Genomic DNA, 21784 nt, shown 5'->3' on the forward strand with positions numbered 1-21784 from the left:
GGACCTCGCGATGACTGCTGTTGTGCCCACACCCTCCCGTCGTTCGGTCGAGCTCGGCCCTGCCGTCGAACTGGTGTCGAAGGAGGAAGGCCACCGCCAGCCTCTGGCACCCGAGTTCGTCTCCCAGCACGACTTCTCCCCGCTTGAGGTCGCCTACGACTTCGGGCGCGTGCGGCGGGAGGACATCGAGTCAGGGCCGCGCAACATCTGGCGTTACAAGAAGCTCCTCCCCGTTCCGTCGAACGTCGAGGAGATCCCCAACACCGAGCCGGGCTGCACGCGGCTGGTGCGTGCCGATCGACTGGCGAAGGCACTCGGCGTCCGTCGCTTGTGGATCAAGGACGACACGGGCAATCCCACTCACTCGTTCAAGGACCGCGTGGTGGCCGTCGCCCTGGCCGCGGCACGCGAGTTCGGCTTCGACACCCTGGCCTGTCCCTCCACCGGCAACCTCGCCAACGCCGTCGCCGCCGCCGCGGCGAGGGCGGGGTGGCGATCCGTGGTGCTGATTCCGTCGTCGTTGGAGCGGGCGAAGGTGCTCACCACCGCCGTCTACGACGGCGACCTGATCGCCGTGGACGGCAACTACGACGACGTGAACCGGCTGGCCACGGAGCTGGCCGCCGAGCACGAGAACTGGGCGTTCGTGAACGTCAACGTCCGCCCCTACTACTCGGAGGGTTCGAAGACACTCGCCTTCGAGGTGGCCGAGCAGCTCGGGTGGCGTCTCCCCGAGCAGATCGTCGTCCCCATCGCCTCGGGTTCCCAGTTGACCAAGGTCGACAAGGGCTTCCGGGAACTCGGGCAGCTCGGTCTGGTCGACGAGAGCCCGTACCGCGTGTTCGGCGCCCAGGCGGCCGGGTGTTCCCCGGTGTCGGCAGCGTTCCGCGAGGGCCACGACGTGGTGCGGCCGGTGCGGCCCGACACCATCGCCCGGTCGCTCGCGATCGGTAACCCGGCCGACGGTCCCTACGTTCTCGACACCGTGCGCCGTACCGGCGGAGCCATCGAGGACGTCACCGACGACGAGGTTGTCGAGGGCATCCGGTTGCTGGCCCGCACCGAGGGCATCTTCACCGAGACCGCAGGCGGCGTCACCGTCGCCACGGCGAAGAAGCTCGTCGAGTCGGGTCAGCTCGACCCGGATGCCGAGACCGTGCTGCTGATCACCGGCGATGGGCTCAAGACGCTCGACGCCCTCGGCGACCGCATCGGCCCGAAGGCCACCGTGCAGCCCTCGGTGGAGGCCGTGCAGTCGGCGCTCGACGCCTGATCTCGACGGCGGGCCCGGGCGGCGACGTCGGGGGTCCGGGCCCCGTCTCACCACCGCCGGGTGCCCCGCGTCGACCACCACGGCCGTGTCGCCGTCGGTGTCGGTGCGCGCCACGACGGCCCCGGCGTCACGCAACACACCCAGCACCAGCGGGCTCGGATGGCCGTACGGGTTGTCGGACCCCACGCTGGTGAGCGCGACACGCGGTGCCACGGCGGAGAGGAATTCCGGCAGCGTGGATCGACTTCCGTGGTGCGGCACCTTCAGGATCTCCGCCCGAAGATCGTCTTCCGCCGACAGCAGCGCTGCCTGCGCCCGCAGTTCCACGTCACCCGTCAGCAGGACCCGCCCCGCCGACGTCGTCGCGCGCAACACCACCGACGCGTCGTTGATGGCGCTGCCGTCGGAACCGCCCGCGCCGGCGACGAGCTCCACGTCGTCCGACGACATCTCTGATTCCTTGGGCGCCACCACGTCCAGTTCCAGCGCCGTCCACGTCAACCGGTCGCCCGCTGTCAGCTCGACCACGGGGACTCCGTGTGCCGCCGCCGTCTCCACCACGGCCTTCCACGCCCAGCGCGGCTCGCGTCCTGTCCCCACGGCCACGGCCCCAACTGCCCTCCCCTCGAACACCGCCGACAACCCCCCGACATGGTCGGCATGGAGGTGGCTCAACACCACCAGCGGCACCCGGTCGACGTCGAGCCGGTCCAGGCACCGATCGAGCGCCAACGGATCGGGCCCGGTGTCCACGACGACCGCCCGCCGCGCCTCCCCGGTCGCGAGAACGACCGCGTCCCCCTGCCCGACGTCGCAGGCGACCAACGCCCAGCCCTCGGGCGGCCACCCGGGGCGGAGCAGTCGGGCCGGCACGGCGAGTACCAGCACCAGAACGATCAGCAGCCCGGCGACGGACCTGGTCCGGCGATACCGCACACCACTGACGAGCAGCACCACCACGAGCGCGGCGAGCGCAGCACCCCACCATCCCGACGGCCAACTCGTCACCGCGCCTGGCACGGCGGCAGCCGACCGCGCGACAAGCACGAGCCACTCGACACCGGGACCGACGACGTGCACCACGATCACGGCGGCGTCGGGCCACCACGGCGCAAGGGCCGCCGCCACCGCCCCGAGCACGGTGATCGGCGCCACCACCGGACTCGCCAGCAGGTTCGCCACGATCGAAACCAGACTGACCTCGCCCGCCATCCCGGCGATCACCGGCGCGGTCACGAGGAACGCCACGGTCGGCACCACCAGCGCGTCGGCGACGAGCCTGGGCAACCCTCGATCCGCCAGCGCCCGTGACCACCGCGGCGCGACCAGCACCAAACCGGCCGTGGCCACGACCGACAACACGAAGCCCATGCTGACGGCCATCTCGGGATCGGCGATGCCGAGTACGCAGACGGCCACCGCCAGTGCAGGCAGCGCCGAACCACGCCGCCCCAGCACCAGCGCCAGCAGCCCCACGGCACCCATCACCCCGGCGCGAAGCACGCTCGGCTCGTACCCCACGACGGCGACGAATCCGAGCAGGGCCAGCCCGGCGAGCAAGGCCGCGACCTGTGGACCACACCGAAGCACCCGTGCCAACACCAGCACCGCTCCACACACGATGGCCACATTGGACCCGGACACCGCGGTCAGGTGTGACATGCCTGCGTCGAGGAATTCCTGCTCGACCCGGCTGGGAAGCTCGCTGGTGTCGCCCACCACGAGCCCGGGCAGCAGCCCCGCCGCGTCCGCATCCAGTGCCCCGGCGACCGTGCGGAAATCCGCCCGCAACAACTCGGTCCACCGCTGCCACCACGGCTCCGACACGACCAGTTCCGGAGGACCTCGCACGTAGCCGACCGCCACGGTCATCTCGTGGGGGCGAGCGACCGCGAGCCTTGCCCGCACCGCGACACTCTGCCCGGCGACGACGTCGGACAGGTGCTCCGCCGCACCGATCAACAGGACTCGTCCCTGCGAGTCGACCCGCTCGTCGCCGGACCGCGCGGCCACGACGTCGGCGGGGACGAGCACCGACCGCACGCCACCGGCACTTTCGCCGTAGCCGTCGCTGCGCACCGCCCTGGGCCGCTGCGCAAGCTCCACCGTCATCGTCACCTCGCTCCTGCTCCGCGCCCACTCCCGCAGTGGGTCGTGCTCGACGGTGTGCAGTCGCGTCGTCGTGAGCCAGGCCGTCGCCACCCCCACCACCAGCAGAGCGCCCGCCGCAGGCCGCCACCGGCGACGTCCGGCGCCACCGCGTGGGACCCACCACCGCCACAGCACCGTGGCGGCCACGACGCCGACCACCCCGCAGAGCAGACTCGCCCACCACCCCCACAGCAATCCCAGCGCCGAGCCCGCCCACACCGTCGCGGCGGACGGGACCAACCGCCAGTCGTGGCGCCCAGCAGCAGTCTCCGTCGCACCCTGTGTGGCGTGAAGCATGACGTCTCATCCCACGGAGACGTGCTCACGCAGACGCGCGAACCGCTTGTCGCCGATGCCGTCGATTTCTCGAAGCTGCTCCACCGAGGTGAATCCTCCGTGGCGCTCCCGCCACTCGACGATGCGTGAGGCCGTCACCTCGCCGACGCCCGGCAGCGTCTGGAGCACCGTGTGATCGGCGGCGTTCAGATCGACCTTCGTCTGGTCCGAGGTGGACAGTGGCGTGCCGTCGCTCCCCGCGGCCGACCCGGGCACACCGGGAGGCGGTGTGACGCCGACGTAGATCTGCTCGCCGTCCGCCAGCTTCCGCGCCAGATTGACCGTGTGCAGGTCGTCGGCACGACGCGCGCCACCGGCCCGGTCGATGGCATCAGCCACCCTGGCTCCGGGCTCGACGGTGATCAGCCCCGGCTTCGCCACCGTGCCGACGACGCTGACGACCAGCGACGTGGGCGTGGCGGTTGTGGAAGCGGGAGTCGGGTCGGCGGACTCGACCGACACGGGACGCACCTCGGGCAATGGCGGAGCGCGTTCCGGTTCCGGACCACCCGCGAGAGCCATGGCGGTGACGACTCCGGCCCCCAGGACCCCGACGACTGCCGCGGCCACGGCCGTGCGACGCCGAGGTGGTGTCGCCATGTGCCCGTGGTCCGGACTCCACCGCTCGATCAGCCGCGCCACCCGGCGGGAAGACGACCGATGTCGTGGTGACGATCGCTCCGACGGCTGGCCACGCGCCTCGGCGGCCAACTGGGCCAGCCGGACGCGCGGCGAGCGCTCACGGTCGTCCTCGTCGCCCTCTGTCAGGTCGTTGTCATCGACGAGAGAGCGGGACCGGACGAACCGGTGATGGTCAGTAGGCTTGTCTGCTGTCGCTTCGAACACACGAGCGACGCTACGGACCCGACCTGCCCGTCCGCGAGAGACGGCTCCCGCACCTGTGGACAACTCCGGCGCTGTGGACAACTCGTGTCGCCAGCGGCGCCGCTCGCCCGTCAGCCCGTGGTCAACGCCTTCCGCACGACGACGCCGACGACTCCCGGCCCCGTGTGTGCACCGACCACGGCACCGAGTTCCGACACCACACAGCCCGACGATCCGGGCAACCGCTCGTCCAGCCGCGTGGCGAGCTGCGCCGCGCGGTCCGGCGACGCCAGATGGTGCACGGCGACCGTGGCCTGCCCGTCTCCGGCGACCTCCGCGGCGAGATCCACCAGCCGGTTCAGCGCCCGCTGCATCGTGCGCACCTTCTCCAGCGCCTGGATCTCACCGTCCCGCACCTGCAGCACGGGCTTGACCGACAACGCCGTACCGAGCAGCGCCGCCGCAGACCCGATGCGTCCGCCACGACGCAGGTACTCCAGGGTCTCCACCGCGAAGAACGTCTCCGTGGCCTCGGCCGCCGCCACGGCCACGGCCTCGACCTCGCCGACGTCCGCGCCGCGTCGGGCTGCCTCGGAGGCCTCCAGCGCCGCGAAACCCAACCCCATGGCGATCGACCGCGAGTCGACCACCCGGACCAGCTCCGGACCGACTTCCTGGGCCGCGAGCAGCGCGGCCTCCCATGTTCCCGAGAGTTTCTTCGACAGGTGGATCGACACGACGGCGTCGGCGCCACGCTCCAGAGCGGCCCGGAACGCCGCCGCGAAGGCCGCGGGCGTCGGGCGCGAGGTCGTCACGATCTTGCGCCGATCGAGAGCCTCGGCCAGCGCCGCCGGACCGAACTCGACCCCGTCGAGCGCGGACGCCCCGTCGACGAGCACGTGCAACGGGACGATGTCGATGCCGTTCCTCTCGGCGAAGCCCTCGGGCAGGTGAGCTGTGGAATCCGTGACAACCGCGACCGGCACGCGGTCAGCCTACGTGGCCCCAGTCGGCCGCGTCCGACCCGACGTTGCCCGCTCGGGTGAGAAGGGGCCGCAGCAACGACGCCATCGCCCTGCCCACGACCTCGTGACCTTCCCACCCCCAGTGCATCCCGTCGGGATTGCCGTGACCACCGAGGACGTGGGCCCCCACATGGGCGGGCACGTCCAGCACGGGGACGTCGGCCTCCGCCGCCCACCGGGCGATCGCCGCCGCCGTCCGGGCTCGGGTCGTGTGCACCTGCCCGTACGACGCCGCGCGGTGCACCGAGGGCAGCCACCCGACCACGGGCAGCGTGGGCCGCAGCACGCGCAGCGCCGACACCGCCGTGTCGAGGTAGCGCACGGTCAGTCGGGTCGGCAGCGCCGAGGGACGCCCTCGCAGGGCGATCGACAAGAAGGGTTGCGCCGCGAGGTACGCGCGTCGGGCGGCGCGGCGCAGCGGATCGGGCCGCAGGTAGCGCAGCCCGGTCCGCAGGTAGGTCGGCAACGGTGACGGCAGGGTGTCCATGCTGCCCACCGCGAGCACGACGACGTCGGCGCGGTGCAGCTCCGCCCACACCCTCGGGTCGCCGATCATGGCCCACCACGCGTCGCGCGCCGTCCAACCGGCACCGGCAACCAGGTCCGCGCTGCCGCCGAGGGCGGCCGCCGCGATGTTCGGCCACAACCGTGGCTCGTCCGCCGGATGACCCCCTTCGGGGCCGTGGAAGCTCAGCGAGTCACCGAACACCAGAATCCGCGGCGAACGAGGATCGGTCACCCCACGATTCCCGCGTTGTACGCACGCAGCTTCCAGGAGTCGTCCTGGCGCTCCAACACCACCCAGTGGCAGTTCCCGATGCCACCCAACGACGGCCACAACGCCACGGGCAGGTTCAGCAGCCTCGCGGTCAGCGCGAGGATCAGCCCGCCGTGGGCAGCGAAGAGCACGGTCTCGACGTCGTCGTCGCCGTGCAGCAGGTCGGCGACCACCTCGTGTGCCCGCTCGGCGACCTCGATCCGCGACTCACCGCCGGGCGGCGCCCACGTGGCGTCGAGTCGCCACCGGTTCCGTTCGCCCGGTGCCCGCTCGTCGACGTCGGCACCCGTCAGGCCCTGCCACTCGCCGAGGTGGGTCTCCCTGAGGCGCTTGTCGAGCCGCAACGGCAACGCGAACGCTTCGGTGAGGACGGTGGCCGTGTCGGTGGCCCTGCGCAGGTCGGAGGCGATGACGAGATCCGGCTCGAACCGCGCCAGCGCGGGCGCGGCGAACTTGGCCTGGTTCCACCCGACCTCGGTCAACGCCGAGTCGAGCTGCCCCTGCATACGCCCGACGGCGTTGTAGTCGGTCTCGCCGTGCCTCCACAGCACGAGCCTGCGCAACGTCACGACGCGTTCGCTCCCTGGTCGCCGTCCGCGTCGTCGCTCGGCTCGTCCAACCCGTCGACCTCGATACGCGGGCAGTCCTTCCACAGCCGCTCGAGGCCGTAGAACTCGCGTTCCTCGGTGTGCTGGACGTGCACGACGACGTCGACGTAGTCGAGGAGAACCCAGCGCCCCTCGCGCTCACCCTCCCTGCGCACCGGCTTGTGCCCGGCGATCCGCAGCTTCTCCTCGATGTTGTCGACGATGGCGCCGATCTGCCGCTCGTTGGGCGCAGACGCGATCACGAAGACGTCGGTGATCACGAGCTGCTCCGAGACGTCGAGCAGCACCACGTCACTGGCCTTCTTGTCCGCCGCCGCGCGCGCGGCCGCGGTCGCGAGGTCTCGAGCTTCAACCGTCGCTACCACGGTGCTCCTTCATCTGAGTGGAACGGTATGCCGAACGAGCGTACCCGCCGTCGCAGGTCGGGCGCGTGCGAGTTCAGGACTGAGACGGCAGGTACAGCTTGCGCTTGCTGATGTAACGCACCACACCGTCGGGCATCAGGTACCACACGGGCTCGCCGTTACGGACGCGTTCCCGGCAGGCCGTGGAGGAGATCGCCATCGCGGTGACCTCGACGAGACTCACCCGCCCCTTCGGCAGGTGGTGGTCGTCCAACCGGTAACCGGGGCGAGTGACGCCGATGAAGTGGGCGAGGTCGAACAACTCGTCCACGTCGCGCCAGGTGAGGATCTGCTCCAACGCATCGGCGCCGGTGATGAAGTACAACTCGTCGTCGGGGTACTCCGCCCGCAGGTCACGCAGCGTGTCGACGGTGTAGGTCTGGCCGCCCCGGTCGATGTCGACCCGGCTGACCGAGAACACCGGGTTCGACGCCGTGGCGATGACCGTCATCAGGTAACGATCCTCGGCCTTCGACACCTCACGGTTGGCCTTCTGCCAGGGCTGCCCCGTGGGCACGAAGATGACCTCGTCCAGCCCGAACCGGTGCTGCACCTCGCTTGCGGCGACGAGGTGCCCGTTGTGGACGGGGTCGAACGTGCCACCCATGACCCCGAGCCGGCGTCCGGACATGACTACCCACCTTAGACGTTGCGGCACGCCACCGGCGGTTCCGGCGGCCCCTGCAATGCAACCACCGTGCTGGTCGAGACCTTTCCGTAGTCCATTTCGTGTGGCACAGTTCACCGCCGGACACGATCGAGCCGGTGGGAGGGCGCATGGTCGAGTCGGGCGTGGACATCACCGGCGGGAAGGGCCGGAGCGGCAGGCACCGGCTTCCCGTGCGAACGCTGTTCGGCGCCAGCGCGGGCAACGCCCTGGAGTGGTTCGACTGGACCGTGTACGCGACGTTCAGCATCTACTTCGCCAGCGCATTCTTCCCGGGCGACCTCGCGCAGATCAACACGTTCGCCACCTACGCGCTCGCGTTCTTCTTCCGCCCGCTGGGCGGGGTCCTCATCGGCCGGTTCGCCGACCTCCACGGACGCAAACCCGCCATGATCTTCACCATTTCGCTCATGGCGGGCGGCTCGGTGGTGATCGGGGTGGTGCCGACGTACGACCAGATCGGCTGGCTGGCCCCGCTGCTGTTGCTCGTGGCGCGAATCGCGCAAGGTCTGTCCCTCGGCGGTGAGGTGTCCAACGCCTCCGCCTACCTGGCCGAGGTCGCCCCACCCGAACGACGCGGCCGGTACTCCTCGTTCTTCTACATCTCCACGGGTACGGCGGTGCTGCTCGCGTCCGTCCTGGGCTTCGTGCTCGCCCGGTCGCTGTCCACCGAGGAGCTGGAGTCGTGGGGCTGGCGGCTGCCGTTCCTCCTCGGCGGCGTGCTCGGTGTGGTGGCCCTGTGGCTGCGCCGCACGCTGGAGGAGACCGAACAGTTCCGCAGCAACGCCCCGGCGGCACGACGAGTGCGTCGGCCGCTGCTCACCACCCTGCGACGTCACCCGAAGGCCGTCGGCCGGCTCGTCGGCTTCAGCATGCTCTCCACGCTCTGCTACTACACGTTCTTCAGCGCGTTGACGCCGTTCGCGGTGAACTCACGCGGCGCCGACGCGGTGGACGTGTTCCTGGCGCTGTCCGTGGCGACGGCGTTGTTCGTGGCGCTGCAGTACCCCATGGGGGCGCTGTCCGACCGCATCGGCCGTCGACCACAGCTTCTGGTGTGGTCGGCCGCCACCGCGGTTCTCGTCGTCCCGTTGTCGTCCCTCGTCCGGCCGGGGCTGGTGAACCTGCTGGTCGTGTTCTGCGTGGGGCTCGCCCTCTACACGGCCATGACCTCCATCGCGCCCGCGATCATGAGCGAGTTGTTCCCCACCACGTTGCGCGGCCTCGGCATCGGCGCCTGGTACAACCTGACCGTCGCTGTGTTCGGGGGCACGGCCCCGCTGCTGATCACGGCGTTGTCCGACGCGGGACTCGGGACGGCCTTCTTCTACTACGTCGCCGCAGGCGCGGCGGTCGCCTTCCTCGTCATCCGGCGGCTGCCGGAGACCAGCGGGTCGGAGTTGCGCTGAGTCGCGCCGAGCGCGAACACGTGTGCATGACGTCGGGACACGCGTTCGCGAGGTGGGGACACGCCCGGGCAGGGCTCAGCGGCGGCGGCGCAGCGGCACCAGGTCGTCGGCGTGCACGACCTCGCGGCGCTGTTCCGGCGGCAGCTCGTGCGTGGAACGGCCGATCAGCTCGGGCAGTTCGGTGACGTCGAACGCCACCACCCCGCGCGCGACCACGGTCTGTTCCGGGGTCACGAGGTCCACCACGTCGCCCGCCTGGAAGTCACCGTCCACCCCGACGACGCCCGCCGCCAGCAGCGACCGGCGATGCCGCACCACGGCCGTCACGGCACCGTCGTCGAGCACCAGCCGTCCCTGCGACCCCGCCGCGTACCCGAGCCAGAACCTCCGCGCGGACATCCGGCTGGGCGCGGGCGTGAACGCCGTGCCGACGTCGGCGGCCTTCAGCGCCGACGGAGCGTCCTGAGCCGCCGCGATGAGCACCGGGATACCCGCCGCGGCAGCCGTGCGCGCGGCGGCGACCTTGGACATCATGCCGCCGGTCCCCAGCCCGGAGCTCGACCGACCGACAGCGAGCCCTTCCAGGTCGGCTTCCGACGCCACCTCGGTGATCTTGCGGCTGGCACCGGAGCGGGGGTCCCCGTCGTACAGGGCATCCACATCGGACAGCAGGACGAGCCCCTCGGCACCGACGAGATGCGCCACGAGCGCCGCCAACCGGTCGTTGTCACCGAAGCGGATCTCCTCGGTGGCCACCGTGTCGTTCTCGTTCACCACCGGCACGGCTCCGAGCGCCAGGAGCCGGGAGAACGTCCGCTGCGCGTTGCGGTAGTGCGCACGCCGCACGACGTCGTTCGACGTCATCAACACCTGGCCGACGGTGAGTGAGTACCGGCCGAACGACTCCACGTAGGCGTGCGCCAGCGCGAGCTGACCGACACTGGCCGCGGCCTGCTGGGTCGCGAGGTCCTTCGGCCGGGTCCCGAGCGCCAACGGCGCCAGTCCCGCCCCGATGGCACCCGAGGAGACGAGCACGATCTCCGTGTCGCGCGACACCCGGTCGGCGATGGCATCGACGAGGGCGTCGAGCCGACCGACGTCCAACCCGCCGCTCGCGGTCGTCAGCGAGGACGAGCCGACCTTCACCACCAACCGGCGCGCCCCGGCGAGCGCAGCGCGGACCTCACTCATCGGGGTCCTCGACCGCGACTCTCCCGTCGGCAGCCTCGGCGTCCTCCGGGGCTCCCCCACGCCGCAGGCGACGGGCTTCCTTACGTTCGGCGGCCGTGATCCGGTCGGACCGGTCGAGACGCGGGTCGGTGCCGCGTCCGGTGAGCTTGCTCGCCACTCCCGGAGTGGACGGCTCCCACTCGAAGGTGACACCCGCGATGGTGACCGAACAGCCGGGCTGCGCTCCGAGCTTGGCGAGCTGGTCCTCCACGCCGAGACGGTTCAACCGATCGGCGAGGTAACCCACGGCCTCGTCGTTGGCGAAGTTCGTCTGCCTGATCCACCGTTCGGGCTTGGCACCCCGCACCACGAACGCGCCGTCCTCCTCGGGGTCGGGTTCCACCGTGAACCCGCCGTCGTCGACGGCCTTCGGGGTCACGACGACCTTCGTCGGGGTCGGCGGCGGCTGGGACGCCCGGTAGCTCTCGACGATCTCGCCGAGGGCGTAGGTCAGTTCGCGCAGCCCCTTGTGGGCCACCGTCGAGATCTCGAAGACCCGCAGGCCCCGCGCCTCGAACTCGGGCCGCACCAGCTCCGCCAGCTCGGCGGCGTCCGGAACGTCCAGCTTGTTGAGCACCACGACGCGAGGCCGGGAGGCGAGGTCGCCGCCCAGCGCTGGGGTGTACCGCGACAGCTCCTCCTCCAGAGCGTCGACGTCGGACACCGGGTCGCGGCCCGGCTCGTACGTCGCGCAGTCCACGACGTGCACCAGCACCGCGCAGCGTTCGATGTGCCGCAGGAAGTCCAGCCCCAGGCCCTTGCCCTGGCTCGCCCCGGGGATGAGACCCGGCACGTCGGCCATCGTGAACACGACGTCGCCCGCCGTCACCACACCGAGGTTCGGCACCAACGTCGTGAACGGATAGTCGGCGATCTTGGGCTTGGCGGCCGACAGCACGGAGATCAGGGACGACTTGCCCGCCGAGGGGAAGCCGAGTAGACCGACGTCGGCGACCGACCGCAGCTCCAGGACGAGGTCGCGCTCCTCCCCCGGCTCACCCAGCAGGGCGAAGCCGGGCGCCTTGCGAGCGCGTGACGCGAGCGCGGCGTTGCCGAGTCCACCACGGCCGCCTCGGGCCGCGACGAAGCGCGTCCCCGCGCCCGTGAGATCGGCGAGCACCTCCCCGTCCTCGTCGAGGACCACGGTCCCGTCCGGCACCCGCAGCTCCAGCGTCTCTCCCGCGGCTCCGCTGCGGTGACCACCCTGGCCCTGCTTCCCGTTGCCACCACGGGCGTGCGGCCGGAAATGGAAGTCGAGCAGCGTGTGTACGCCGGGGTCGACCACGAGCACGACGTCACCGCCGTGGCCGCCGTTGCCGCCATCCGGGCCGCCGAGCGGCTTGAACTTCTCCCGGTGCACCGACGCGCAGCCGTTCCCACCGTCGCCAGCGGCGACGTGGATCACCGCACGGTCCACGAAACGGGATGCCATTGGGGCCGCCTTCCTAGGGGCAGAGAAACACCTGTCAAGCAAAACGAGGGACGGGGCCGGATGTGTTCCGGGCCCGTCCCTCGTTTCGAGTCGTGTGCTGGTCGAGCCGGTCAGGCCTCGACCGGCACGACGTTGACCGTCTTGCGGCCACGCTTCGTGCCGAACTCCACCGCACCGGGGGCGAGAGCGAACAGAGTGTCGTCGCCGCCACGTCCGACGTTCACGCCGGGGTGGAACTTGGTGCCGCGCTGGCGGATGAGAATCTCGCCGGCCTTGACGACCTGACCGCCAAACCGCTTCACACCGAGGTACTTCGGATTGGAGTCACGGCCGTTGCGAGAGCTGGACGCGCCCTTCTTGTGTGCCATGGCTGGTCAGGTTCCTCACTTGTCGATGCCGGTGACCTCAAGGCGGGTCAGCTGCTGCCGGTGACCCTGGCGCTTGTGGTAGCCGGTCTTGTTCTTGAACTTGTGGATACGGATCTTCGGGCCCTTGGTCTGCTCGACGATCTTGCCCGTCACCGAGACCTTCGCCAGCGCGTCGGCGTCCGTCGTGACCTTGCCGTCGTCGACCACCATCACGGCGGGAAGGGTGTGCTCGGTGCCCGGCTCGCCGTCGAGCTTCTCGACCTCGACGACATCGCCGACGGCGACCTTGTACTGCTTGCCGCCGGTCTTGACGACTGCATACGCCGACACGGAAGTCTCCTGATTACTCGACTACTTGGGTTGGGGCTACGACGACCCGCCTGGTCGCGGGCCGCCTTACAGCGTACTGACTGGTTCCCCCGCGCGACGCACCGGGGTCCACCTGGGGCTCCGGCGCGTCGCGCGGGCGACGTCAGCTGTTCTCCCGGACGGGCACGGGCGGCCCGGCGGGACGACTCGCGGCGCGACGCGGGCGTCGGGCCGCGCGGGGGGCGGGAGTGGGCACCGTGGGTTCCTCACTCGTCGCCCCGTCGTGCGACGACTGTCGCACGTCCGATCGATCGGTGGACGCGCTGGGCGTGGCCGGCGCGGCACCGTTGCGCTTCTGCTCGGGCTCGCGACGCTTGCTCGACTCCGTCGACTCCGTCGGCGTCGTCTTCGTGCCGGAGTCCCGACGTTCGGTGGTCTGACCGGCCTCCGACTCCGGCGACTTGGCCGCCGCCTTGGACGCGTTGGCCATCGCCTGCACCGCCGAGACGGCCGACTCGCGCTGTTCCTGCGTCGGAGCCTGGGCGGCCTGCGCCGCCTGCTCGGCAGCCTTGGCGGCCTCCCGCTCCTCGGCCTTCGCCTTGTTCCGCGACCGGCGCGAGCCCTGGCCGCCGTGCTGCCCGTGACCGCCCTGGTGCCCGTTGCCGCCGTTGCCGCGGTGCGGCTCCGTCGACACGATGACACCGCGACCCTTGCAGTGCTCGCACGTCGTGGAGAACGCTTCCAGCAGGCCGGTGCCCACCCGCTTACGGGTCATCTGCACCAGCCCCAGCGAGGTGACCTCCGCGACCTGGTGGCGCGTGCGGTCGCGGCCGAGGCACTCGGTGAGCCTGCGCAACACGAGCTCGCGGTTCGACTCCAGCACCATGTCGATGAAGTCGATCACGATGATGCCGCCGATGTCGCGCAGCCGGAGCTGCCGCACGATCTCCTCGGCCGACTCCAGGTTGTTCCGCGTGACCGTCTCCTCGAGGTTGCCGCCCGACCCGGTGAACTTCCCGGTGTTCACGTCGATGACGGTCATGGCCTCGGTGCGGTCGATCACCAGGTACCCGCCGGAAGGCAGCCACACCTTGCGGTCGAGCGCCTTCATGAGCTGCTCGTCGATGCGGTAGTCGGCGAAGACGTCGCCGGTGCCGACGTAGCGCTTGACCCGGTCGAGCAGGTCCGGCGCGACGTGCTGCACGTACGCGTGGATCGTCTCCCAGGCGGTGTCGCCCTGGATCTCCAGCTTGCTGAAGTCCTCGGTGAAGAGGTCACGCACGACCTTGACGAGCAGGTCCGGCTCCTCGTACAGCAGGACCGGCGCGCTGCCCTTCTTGCCGTTGGCGGCGTCCGCCTTCTCCTTGATGACCTGCCACTGGGCTTCGAGCCTGCGGACGTCGCGGCCCAGCTCCTCCTCGCTGACGCCCTCGGACGCCGTGCGGATGATCACGCCGGCATCCTCGGGGACGATGCGCTTGAGGATGTCCTTGAGCCTGCGGCGCTCGTTCTCCGGCAGCTTCCGCGAGATGCCGGTGGCACCGCCCGAGGGCACGTAGACGAGGAACCGCCCGGGCAGGGAGATCTGCGTGGTCAGTCGAGCACCCTTGTGCCCGACCGGGTCCTTGGTCACCTGGACGAGGACGTGGTCGCCGGTCGACAACGCCTGCTCGATCTTGCGGGCCTTGCCCTCCAGCCCGGCGGCGTCCCAGTCGACCTCACCCGCGTACAGCACGGCGTTGCGACCCCGGCCGATGTCGATGAACGCCGCCTCCATGGAGGGCAGCACGTTCTGCACCCGGCCGAGGTAGACGTTGCCGACGATCGAGCCGCTGCCCGCGGAGGTGACGAAGTGCTCCACGAGCACGCCGTCCTCCAGCACGCCGATCTGCGTGGAGTCGCCGCGCTCGGCGACGACCATCGTGCGGTCGACCGACTCACGCCGCGCGAGGAACTCCGACTCCGACAGGATCGGGGCTCGCCTGCGGCCCGCCTCCCGGCCGTCGCGACGCCGCTGACGCTTGGCCTCCAGCCGGGTGGAGCCACGCACGCTGCGCACGCCGTCTCCGCTCTTGCCCTCCTTCTCCTCGGCGGGCTTGCCCTCGCGGACGTGCACGACCGTGTTGGGCGGGTCGTCCGACGAGGTGGCGTTCTCGGCGTTGTCGTCGTCCCCGCTCTTGCGGCGACGACGGCGACGGCGACGCTTGCTGGCCGTCTCGGTCTCCGCCGGGCCCTGGTCATCGCCGGTGGACGCGGTCTCGCCACCGTCCTGCTGCTCGTTCGACTTCTCGGCGGACGCCGCGCGCTCGTCGTTGGAGTCGGTGCCCGACGAGGTCGACGACTCATCACCGGACTGCTCGTCGTTGCCCTTGCCCCGGCCTCGACCACGGCGACCGCGCCTGCGGCGACGACGGCTGCCACCCTCGGAACCTTCCTGCTCGTCGGAACGCTCGCCCGACGGACGAGTCTCGGCCTCGGCCGCCTCGTCGGTGGACTCGGAGTCGGAGGTGCTCGCCGGAGTGGGCGCCACCGGGGTGGCCGCCACCGGGTCCGGCGGCAGGAACAGCGGCGAGGGGGCTGCGAAGACCGGGGTGTGCGGCGGAGTAGCCGGCTCGGCCTGCTTCACGGGCGCGGCGAGCGCGGGCGGCACGACCGGCGGAACCTGCGGCGGTCGCCTCCGCGACGCCTCGGTGTCCGTGTTCTCGCTGCCCTTGCCGTCCTTGCGACCCTTGTTCTCCTTGCCCTGCTGCTCGGGCTTCGCCTGGGGCTTCGTCGCGTTCTTCGCGGCGGGCGCGGACTCGGCGACGTCGTCACTCGCCGAGGTGTCCGCCGCGTCGGCGGGCGAGCCGGGCCGCTCGGCGTCGGTCTCCGGCTGCTCGGCGGCCTTGGGCGGCTCACCGGTCTCGTCCGATCCCGCTGCGTCGGGCGCGGGCTCGGCCGACTTCGTCTCGTTCTCGTCCGCCGCGGTGTCCTCCGTCACCACGACACCGAGCGCTTCCGCCACCCGCACCGCGATGTCCTTCGCCACACCGGACTGAGGGCTGCGGGCGTTGTGTCCGAGGTCGGCCAACGTGGCCAGTACCTGACGACTACTCGTGCCCAACACCTTGGCGAGCACGTGAACCCGGGTCTTGGCGGGCAACTCGGCCAGTGCCTGTGCGGGGGTAGTGGCGGCAGTCCCGCCAGCGTTCTCGGCGGGTGTCTCCGCGTTCGTCATACATCTCCTTCGCCCCCGGGCGCGTTCGTCACGCGGCCGCGCAGGGGCCGTTTCTCTGTTGTGTACCGCCCTGGTGAGTCACCGTGACGGGAATCCTTGCCTGTCATGTCACCGAAGGGCCGGGTGAACCGATACCCCGATGACGGGTCCCGCGACGACGAACCGGTCGACCCACGAACGCCTCGCAAAGCGTCGCCACGCCGTCGAGCCGCCCGGCACGGGATGTGCGTGACGGCGCCCGACCCGCGGTTCTCCCAGCGCATCGCCGGGTCGCCCAGAGCTGTCCGCCACCTCCTCGGCGGCGGCGCCAACTCGGCAACCGACATCCAGTATCCCATACGAGCCGCGAGTCAACGTTCGCGTTCGACAACGAAAGCCCCGACCTGCACGGACGCGTTCCGGTTGTCGGCCTCTGACCTGCTCGTTACCGTGCGCTGACGAGGAGGAACACGCGACACGCGGGCCGGGCGACGGAGGTGGCGAGTGCGCAGGAGCGCAGGTGTGTGCCTGCTCACCATCGCATTCGTGCTGGGCGGCGGCGCGGCCCCCGCAGCCGCGCGGTCGACGACGGAGGCATGTGACACGACAGGTCCGACCGAGCGATATCTGGTGCTGTTCCCTCCCGGCACGCCGGAACACGAGGCGACGGCCGAGGTGGCCGACGCGTGCGGCGACCTCGACACCTACCACTCCGCGATCTCGGTGGGCGTCGCCACGTCCCCCGACGACGGCTTCGCGGAGCGGCTGGGACCACGACGCGCCCTTCGCTCGACCCAGACCGACTCGGCCCCGGACACCGAACTGGGTGTGGCACCCGTCTCACCGTTCGTCGGCCTCACCGACGGACGGTCGCGCGACCTGACCGAGCGGCAGTGGAACCTCCGCGCGATCCACGCCGACCAGGCCCACACGCGACACCGGGGAAGCCCCGACGTGGTGGTCGGCGTCCTCGACTCCGGCATCGACCCCACCCACCCGGACCTGCGCTCCGCGGTCGACTCGGAACGTTCGGTGGGCTGCCTGTCGGGCCGCTACGACCGCGCCCCGGAGAGTTGGCGAGCCACGACGTCGGCCCACGGCACCCACGTCGCTGGCCTGCTCGCCGCCTCCGACGACGGACGCGGGGTGACGGGAGTGGCGCCCGGCATCCGGGTGGCGTCGATCCGTGTGGTCGACGACCACGGCCGGGTGAGTCCGGAGGCGGCCGTGTGCGGCGTGATGTGGGCCGCCGAACAGGGCTTTCCCGTGGTCAATGGCAGTTTCCTCGTGGCCCCCTGGTCGGCGTCGTGCGCCCACGGTCCGGGGCGTGACGTCGTCCGGGACGCGTTGAGCCGCGCTCTCCGCCACGCCCACGAACGCGGCACGCTCACCGTCGTGGCGGCGTCCAACCACGGCCGACGGGTGACCCCCTCCCACACCGAGTCGACGACGGCGACGTGCGAGGTGCTCCCCGCGGCGCTGCCGGAGGCGGTGTCGGTCTCGGCGTCCGACCGCCGGGGACTCAAGGCGGGCTACAGCGCCTACGGACTCGGGGTCGTCGACCTCACCGCGCCGGGCGGCGGCCACGGTGACTGCCTGCTGTCGACCGTTCCCGGTGGGTACGCGTCCCTCTGCGGCACGTCCATGGCGGCGCCCCACGTCACCGGAGTCGCGGCGCTGCTGCTCTCCGCACACCCCGACGTCACTCCCGAGCAGCTACGTGCCGCACTGACCAGCACGGCGACCTCCGTACCCTGCCCCGACGACTACGACCTCAGCGGCAACGGCTTCCAGGACGCCTACTGCGAGGGCTACACCGACTACAACGGCTTCTACGGCCACGGCCGGGTCGACGCCGACGCCGCACTGGAAGCGCTCGGCGCTCCCGGATCGCCGGACGGAGCAGCCTCACCACGCGCTCCCCGGTAGCCGCCGGCGTTCAGCTCTGACGACGCTCCAGCACGTCGTCGAGCACCAGGGACGCGCCGATTCCCAGCATCCACACGTCCTTCGCCAGGGACAGCCCGTCCTGCGTGGGGCGAAGGCTGCCCTCCATCCGCATGCCCGGCGTCTTGAGGTACATGCCGACCAGGCCCGCGGCGAACACCGTGAGGCTCGCCCCCGCCACCACCGACGGCACCACGGGCACCACGAGTGCTGCCCCGAGCGCCATCTCGCCCACCGAGAGCAGCCGCACGAACGTGTTCGGCGGCAGCTTCTTCAGCGGTGGATAGGTCCCCGCCGCGAAACCGTGCAACTGTCCCGCCGTCGCCTCGTCCGCTCCCCATTTCGAGTAGCCCGAATTGAGGATGAAGGCACCGGTGGTGATTCGCGCCGGTAGGTGCGACGGCCTCGGCAACAGTCGCGTGCGGGCCCGGCTCGACCCGCACGCGCGCAGACCCCGTTTCCTGCCCACGTCGTGCTCCGTTCGCGCTCACGTCGACTGTGCCGGGGGACTTCCCGCAGCCGCGGTGCCCCAATCACGACGGACGCGCGACGGTTCAGCGCAGCAACGTGTGCAGCCGCCGGGACACGCCGTAGACCCCGACGGCCGCGAGCGCCAGCAGGTACGCCGCGTGCCCCGCCATCGACCAGTCCAGCACTCCCGCGGCGAACCCCCGGCTCAGCTCGACACCGTGGTACAGCGGCAGACACTGCACGACCACCTGCAACGGCTCCGGGTAGACCGACAGCGGGAAGAACGTCGTCGAGAAGAGGAACAGCGGCATCACCGCGAGCTGGACGTAGTCGAACTGCGACGTCGTGCGCAACAGCGTCGCGCACACCATCCCGATCGCGGCGAACGCGAACGACACGAGCACCGCCACGGGGATCACGAGCACCGCCCACGGTGTGGTGACCAGTCCCATGACCGCCATGACCCCGAAGAAGGACACCGCGTAGAGGGCACCGCGCAGCACCGCCCACCCGATCTCCCCGAGTGCGATGTCGAACGGACCCATCGGCGTGTTCAACACGGCCTCGTAGGTCTTGTCGTAGCGGAACTTGAAGAAGACGCTGAACGTGGCGTCGAAGATCGCGCCGTTCATGGCCGACGCCGCGAGCAGAGCCGGGGCGACGAACGCCACGTAGTCCATCACCTGCCCACCCGGTCCGGTCACCTCGGGCACCAGCCGCCCGAAGCCGACCTGGACGGCGAGCAGGTAGAGCAGCGGCTCGACGACGCCCGAGACGAACACGAGCCACGCCCGCGAATACACGAGCACCGAACGCTCGATGAGTGCGCTGGCCCGGCCGACGTACAGCGACGGCGGGAGGATGCGCAGCAGAAGTCCCCCGGTGCGGGCACGAGAGCCGGGCACGGAGGTCGCGCTGCCGGTGACGACCATCGCCTACACCACCAACCTGCGATAGAAGAAGTGCCGGGCCACGAGACCCCCGACGGCGAACAACGCCACGAGCACGGCCGCGTGTCCCAGCGCGGGAAGCAGGTCGAGGCCGCCCAACGCGAGCCCACGGGCGAGCTCGTTGCCGTGCCACAACGGCGAGACCCACGCCAGCCACCGCAACGCGAGCGGAAGCTCCGACACGGGGAAGAAGGTTCCCGAGAACAACACCATCGGCATGACCACGAAGCGGAACAGCGCCGAGAAGCGACCGCCCTCGTCGTAGGTCGTGGCGGCCAGCGCCGTCACCGGGGCGGCACAGGCCAGGCCCGTCACCACGCCCACCAGGGCCGCGCCCACCACCCCCGGCCCGGTCCAGGCGCCGAAGAAGCTCGCCACCACCACGTACACCACCGCCGCGAGCGTGACCCGCAACCCGACCCACAGGAAGTGTCCACCGAGGACCTGTCCCGGGGTGATCGGTGTCGCGGTGATCGCCACGTAGCTCTTCTGCCACTTGAAACCGGACAACACCGGCCAGCTCGACTCACCCACGGCGAACTGCATGGACCCGGCCACCAACAGGGCGGGGGCGACGTACTGCACGTACGAGACCCCGCCGGTGAGCGCACCGGGTTCGACCTGGGAGCCGAAGCCCACGCCCATCGCGAGCAGGAACAACAGCGGCTGCAACCCGGACGAGTACAGATTGGACGTCCAATAGCGTCGGTACCACGTCCAGAGCCCCTCGACGCGCAGCCACGCACCACGCCACGCACCCACGACCCTGACCTCGCGCTCCACCGGGGTGGTCCGGAAATCGGTGGTGGTCATTCGATCAGACTCCGCCCCGTCAACCGCAGGAACACGTCCTCCAGCGTGCTGCGACGCACGAGGCTCGACACCGGACGCACACCGCGAGCGTGCACCTGCTCCAGCGCCGCATCGCCCGAATCGGCGTAGACGAGGATGCGGTCGGGCAGCACCTCGGTGCGCTGACCGAGCCCCGACACCACGTCGACGGCCGCATCCTTCTCCCCGGGCGGCAACCGCAGCTCCAGCACCTCGCGCGTCGAGTACCGCGTGATCAGCTCGGCGGGAGAGCCCTCCGCGACGATCCGCCCGCCGTCCATCACGACGAGCCGGTCGCACAATTGCTCGGCCTCGTCCATGTAGTGCGTGGTGACGAGCAGCGTGACACCCTGCGACTTGAGCCGGAACAACTTGTCCCACAACAGATGTCGGGCCTGTGGGTCGAGGCCCGTCGTGGGCTCGTCGAGCAGGATCAGCTCGGGGTCGTTGACGAGGGACCGCGCGATGGTGAGCCTGCGCTTCATGCCGCCGGACAGCGACTCGACCTCGGCGTCGGCGCGATCGGTGAGCTGGGCGAAGTCGAGCAGCTCCTCCGCCTTCGCCCGCGCCGTGGCCCGCGACAGACCGAAGTACCGGCCGTACACCTGGAGGTTCTGCCGCACGGTCAGTTCGACGTCGAGGGTGTCCTGCTGCGGCACCACCCCCAGCCTCGCGCGGATCCGGGGTCCGTCGCGGTCGGGGTCCATGCCGAGCACCGACAGCCGTCCCTCGGACCGGGGCGACGTCGAGGCGATCATGCGCATCGTCGAGGACTTGCCCGCCCCGTTGGGCCCCAGGAACCCGAAGAACTCCCCTCGGCGGACCTCCAGGTCGATGCCCCGCACCGCCTCGAAGTCGCCGAAGCGTTTGACGAGCTTCTCGGCCTGGACGAGAGGCCCGGACTCGTCGCCGTAGGCCGCTACGCTACTTCTTTTGGACACGCCGGAAACCCTGCCAGAAGGCTCCGACAAGACGTCAACACAATTCCCTCGCGCGCAAGAAGGCGCGCGGCCGGTGGACGGGTCGTCGAAGCCGCCACTCGACGTCGGCCGTCACCGACGACAGGCCGAGGTGACCGGGTTCGAAAAGAGTCCCCGGTCACCGTGCGGCCATGATGCTCAGAGGTTGGGGAACCAGAGCTTCAGCTCACGCTCGGCCGACTCCGGGGAGTCCGAGCCGTGCACGAGGTTGTACTGCGTCTCCAGCGCGTAGTCGCCGCGAATGGTGCCCGGCGTGGCCTTCTCGACCGGGTCGGTGCCGCCGGCGAGCTGGCGGAACGCGGCGATCGCGCGCGGGCCCTCCACCGCGATGGCGACGAGCGGGCCGGACGTGATGAAGTCGAGCAGGTCGCCGTAGAACGGCTTGTCCTTGTGCTCGGCGTAGTGCTCCTCGGCCACCGAACGCTCGGCGGTGCGCAGGTCCATGGCAGCCAGCCGCAGGCCCTTGCGCTCGATCCGAGCGATGACCTCGCCGACGAGACCGCGCTCGACGCCGTCGGGCTTGACCAGGACGAGCGTGCGCTCACTCACGGTGCGGTTCTCCTTTGGTGATCAGGTACGGGAAGGGTCGAAGAG

19 protein-coding genes and 1 pseudogene are annotated in these 21784 nt (G+C 70.7%); 3 read left to right on the top strand and 17 right to left on the bottom strand.

Translation table 11 applies throughout. The features are described from left to right. Nucleotides 1-10 precede the first annotated feature (10 nt). Nucleotides 11-1273: a threonine synthase gene (gene thrC, locus JAV51_RS09200; RefSeq protein WP_197320480.1), complete on the top strand. Its 1263-nt coding sequence runs from the start codon at nucleotides 11-13 to the stop codon at nucleotides 1271-1273. Between the two features lie 294 nt (nucleotides 1274-1567). Here the strand turns inward: thrC and JAV51_RS09205 are convergent. The 7 genes and pseudogenes from JAV51_RS09205 to nadD form a co-directional block, all read right to left on the bottom strand. Continuing rightward, nucleotides 1568-3721, bottom strand: a pseudogene (locus JAV51_RS09205) (ComEC/Rec2 family competence protein); the annotation flags it as partial. Between the two features lie 6 nt (nucleotides 3722-3727). Further along, a complete protein-coding gene (locus JAV51_RS09210; RefSeq protein ID WP_307845801.1) occupies nucleotides 3728-4606 on the bottom strand; it encodes a ComEA family DNA-binding protein in 879 nt (292 codons plus the stop codon). Between the two features lie 110 nt (nucleotides 4607-4716). Next, nucleotides 4717-5571 carry a DegV family protein gene (locus tag JAV51_RS09215; RefSeq protein WP_197320257.1) on the bottom strand — a complete coding sequence of 285 codons (855 nt, stop codon included), beginning with the start codon at nucleotides 5569-5571 and terminating at the stop codon, nucleotides 4717-4719. Nucleotides 5572-5575: 4 nt separating this feature from the next. After that, a complete protein-coding gene (gene octT / locus JAV51_RS09220) occupies nucleotides 5576-6349 on the bottom strand; it encodes a diglucosylglycerate octanoyltransferase (protein WP_197320258.1) in 774 nt (257 codons plus the stop codon). Then, the gene (locus JAV51_RS09225; protein WP_197320259.1) at nucleotides 6346-6957 is read right to left on the bottom strand and encodes a histidine phosphatase family protein; all 612 of its coding nucleotides are present in this window, start codon (nucleotides 6955-6957) and stop codon (nucleotides 6346-6348) included. The genes octT and JAV51_RS09225 overlap by 4 nt, the downstream gene beginning before the upstream one ends. Next, a complete protein-coding gene (rsfS, locus tag JAV51_RS09230; RefSeq protein ID WP_197320260.1) occupies nucleotides 6954-7361 on the bottom strand; it encodes a ribosome silencing factor in 408 nt (135 codons plus the stop codon). Before rsfS ends, JAV51_RS09225 begins: the two co-directional genes overlap by 4 nt. A 73-nt stretch (nucleotides 7362-7434) precedes the next feature. Continuing rightward, nucleotides 7435-8031, bottom strand: a complete 597-nt coding sequence (gene nadD / locus JAV51_RS09235) for a nicotinate-nucleotide adenylyltransferase (RefSeq protein WP_197320261.1) — start codon at nucleotides 8029-8031, stop codon at nucleotides 7435-7437. Nucleotides 8032-8177: 146 nt separating this feature from the next. Here nadD and JAV51_RS09240 point away from each other — a divergent pair, with 146 nt between their 5' ends. Then, entirely contained in the window at nucleotides 8178-9476 is a 1299-nt protein-coding gene (locus JAV51_RS09240; RefSeq protein ID WP_197320262.1) for an MFS transporter, read from the top strand. Nucleotides 9477-9551: 75 nt separating this feature from the next. Here JAV51_RS09240 and proB read toward each other — a convergent pair whose 3' ends face one another. The 5 genes from proB to JAV51_RS09265 form a co-directional block, all read right to left on the bottom strand. Next, nucleotides 9552-10667 carry a glutamate 5-kinase gene (gene proB / locus JAV51_RS09245; RefSeq protein WP_197320263.1) on the bottom strand — a complete coding sequence of 372 codons (1116 nt, stop codon included), beginning with the start codon at nucleotides 10665-10667 and terminating at the stop codon, nucleotides 9552-9554. Continuing rightward, on the bottom strand, nucleotides 10660-12138 hold the full coding sequence (gene obgE, locus JAV51_RS09250; protein WP_197320264.1) for a GTPase ObgE: 1479 nt from the start codon (nucleotides 12136-12138) through the stop codon (nucleotides 10660-10662). The genes proB and obgE overlap by 8 nt, the downstream gene beginning before the upstream one ends. A 110-nt stretch (nucleotides 12139-12248) precedes the next feature. Beyond that, the gene (rpmA, locus tag JAV51_RS09255; RefSeq protein WP_197320265.1) at nucleotides 12249-12506 is read right to left on the bottom strand and encodes a 50S ribosomal protein L27; all 258 of its coding nucleotides are present in this window, start codon (nucleotides 12504-12506) and stop codon (nucleotides 12249-12251) included. A gap of 15 nt (nucleotides 12507-12521) precedes the next feature. Beyond that, a complete protein-coding gene (rplU, locus tag JAV51_RS09260) occupies nucleotides 12522-12836 on the bottom strand; it encodes a 50S ribosomal protein L21 (RefSeq protein ID WP_005444596.1) in 315 nt (104 codons plus the stop codon). 142 nt (nucleotides 12837-12978) lie between these two features. After that, nucleotides 12979-16032: an Rne/Rng family ribonuclease gene (locus JAV51_RS09265; protein WP_197320266.1), complete on the bottom strand. Its 3054-nt coding sequence runs from the start codon at nucleotides 16030-16032 to the stop codon at nucleotides 12979-12981. 483 nt (nucleotides 16033-16515) lie between these two features. Here JAV51_RS09265 and JAV51_RS09270 point away from each other — a divergent pair, with 483 nt between their 5' ends. Beyond that, nucleotides 16516-17940: a S8 family serine peptidase gene (locus tag JAV51_RS09270; RefSeq protein ID WP_197320267.1), complete on the top strand. Its 1425-nt coding sequence runs from the start codon at nucleotides 16516-16518 to the stop codon at nucleotides 17938-17940. Between the two features lie 10 nt (nucleotides 17941-17950). On the opposite strand, the gene JAV51_RS09275 is transcribed toward JAV51_RS09270, so the two are convergent. The 5 genes from JAV51_RS09275 to ndk form a co-directional block, all read right to left on the bottom strand. Continuing rightward, nucleotides 17951-18427, bottom strand: coding sequence for a hypothetical protein (locus JAV51_RS09275; protein ID WP_197320268.1), 477 nt, complete (start codon nucleotides 18425-18427; stop codon nucleotides 17951-17953). 85 nt (nucleotides 18428-18512) lie between these two features. Continuing rightward, nucleotides 18513-19361, bottom strand: a complete 849-nt coding sequence (locus tag JAV51_RS09280; RefSeq protein WP_197320269.1) for an ABC transporter permease — start codon at nucleotides 19359-19361, stop codon at nucleotides 18513-18515. Between the two features lie 3 nt (nucleotides 19362-19364). Then, nucleotides 19365-20192, bottom strand: coding sequence for an ABC transporter permease (locus tag JAV51_RS09285; protein WP_197320270.1), 828 nt, complete (start codon nucleotides 20190-20192; stop codon nucleotides 19365-19367). Continuing rightward, complete coding sequence (locus JAV51_RS09290; RefSeq protein WP_197320271.1) at nucleotides 20189-21151, bottom strand: ABC transporter ATP-binding protein; 963 nt, start codon at nucleotides 21149-21151, stop codon at nucleotides 20189-20191. Before JAV51_RS09290 ends, JAV51_RS09285 begins: the two co-directional genes overlap by 4 nt. Nucleotides 21152-21328: 177 nt before the next feature. Continuing rightward, entirely contained in the window at nucleotides 21329-21739 is a 411-nt protein-coding gene (gene ndk / locus JAV51_RS09295) for a nucleoside-diphosphate kinase (RefSeq protein WP_197320272.1), read from the bottom strand. Nucleotides 21740-21784 lie beyond the last annotated feature (45 nt).

The sequence above is a fragment of the Saccharomonospora sp. NB11 genome (genome assembly GCF_015910535.1).
Lineage (GTDB): Bacteria > Actinomycetota > Actinomycetes > Mycobacteriales > Pseudonocardiaceae > Saccharomonospora.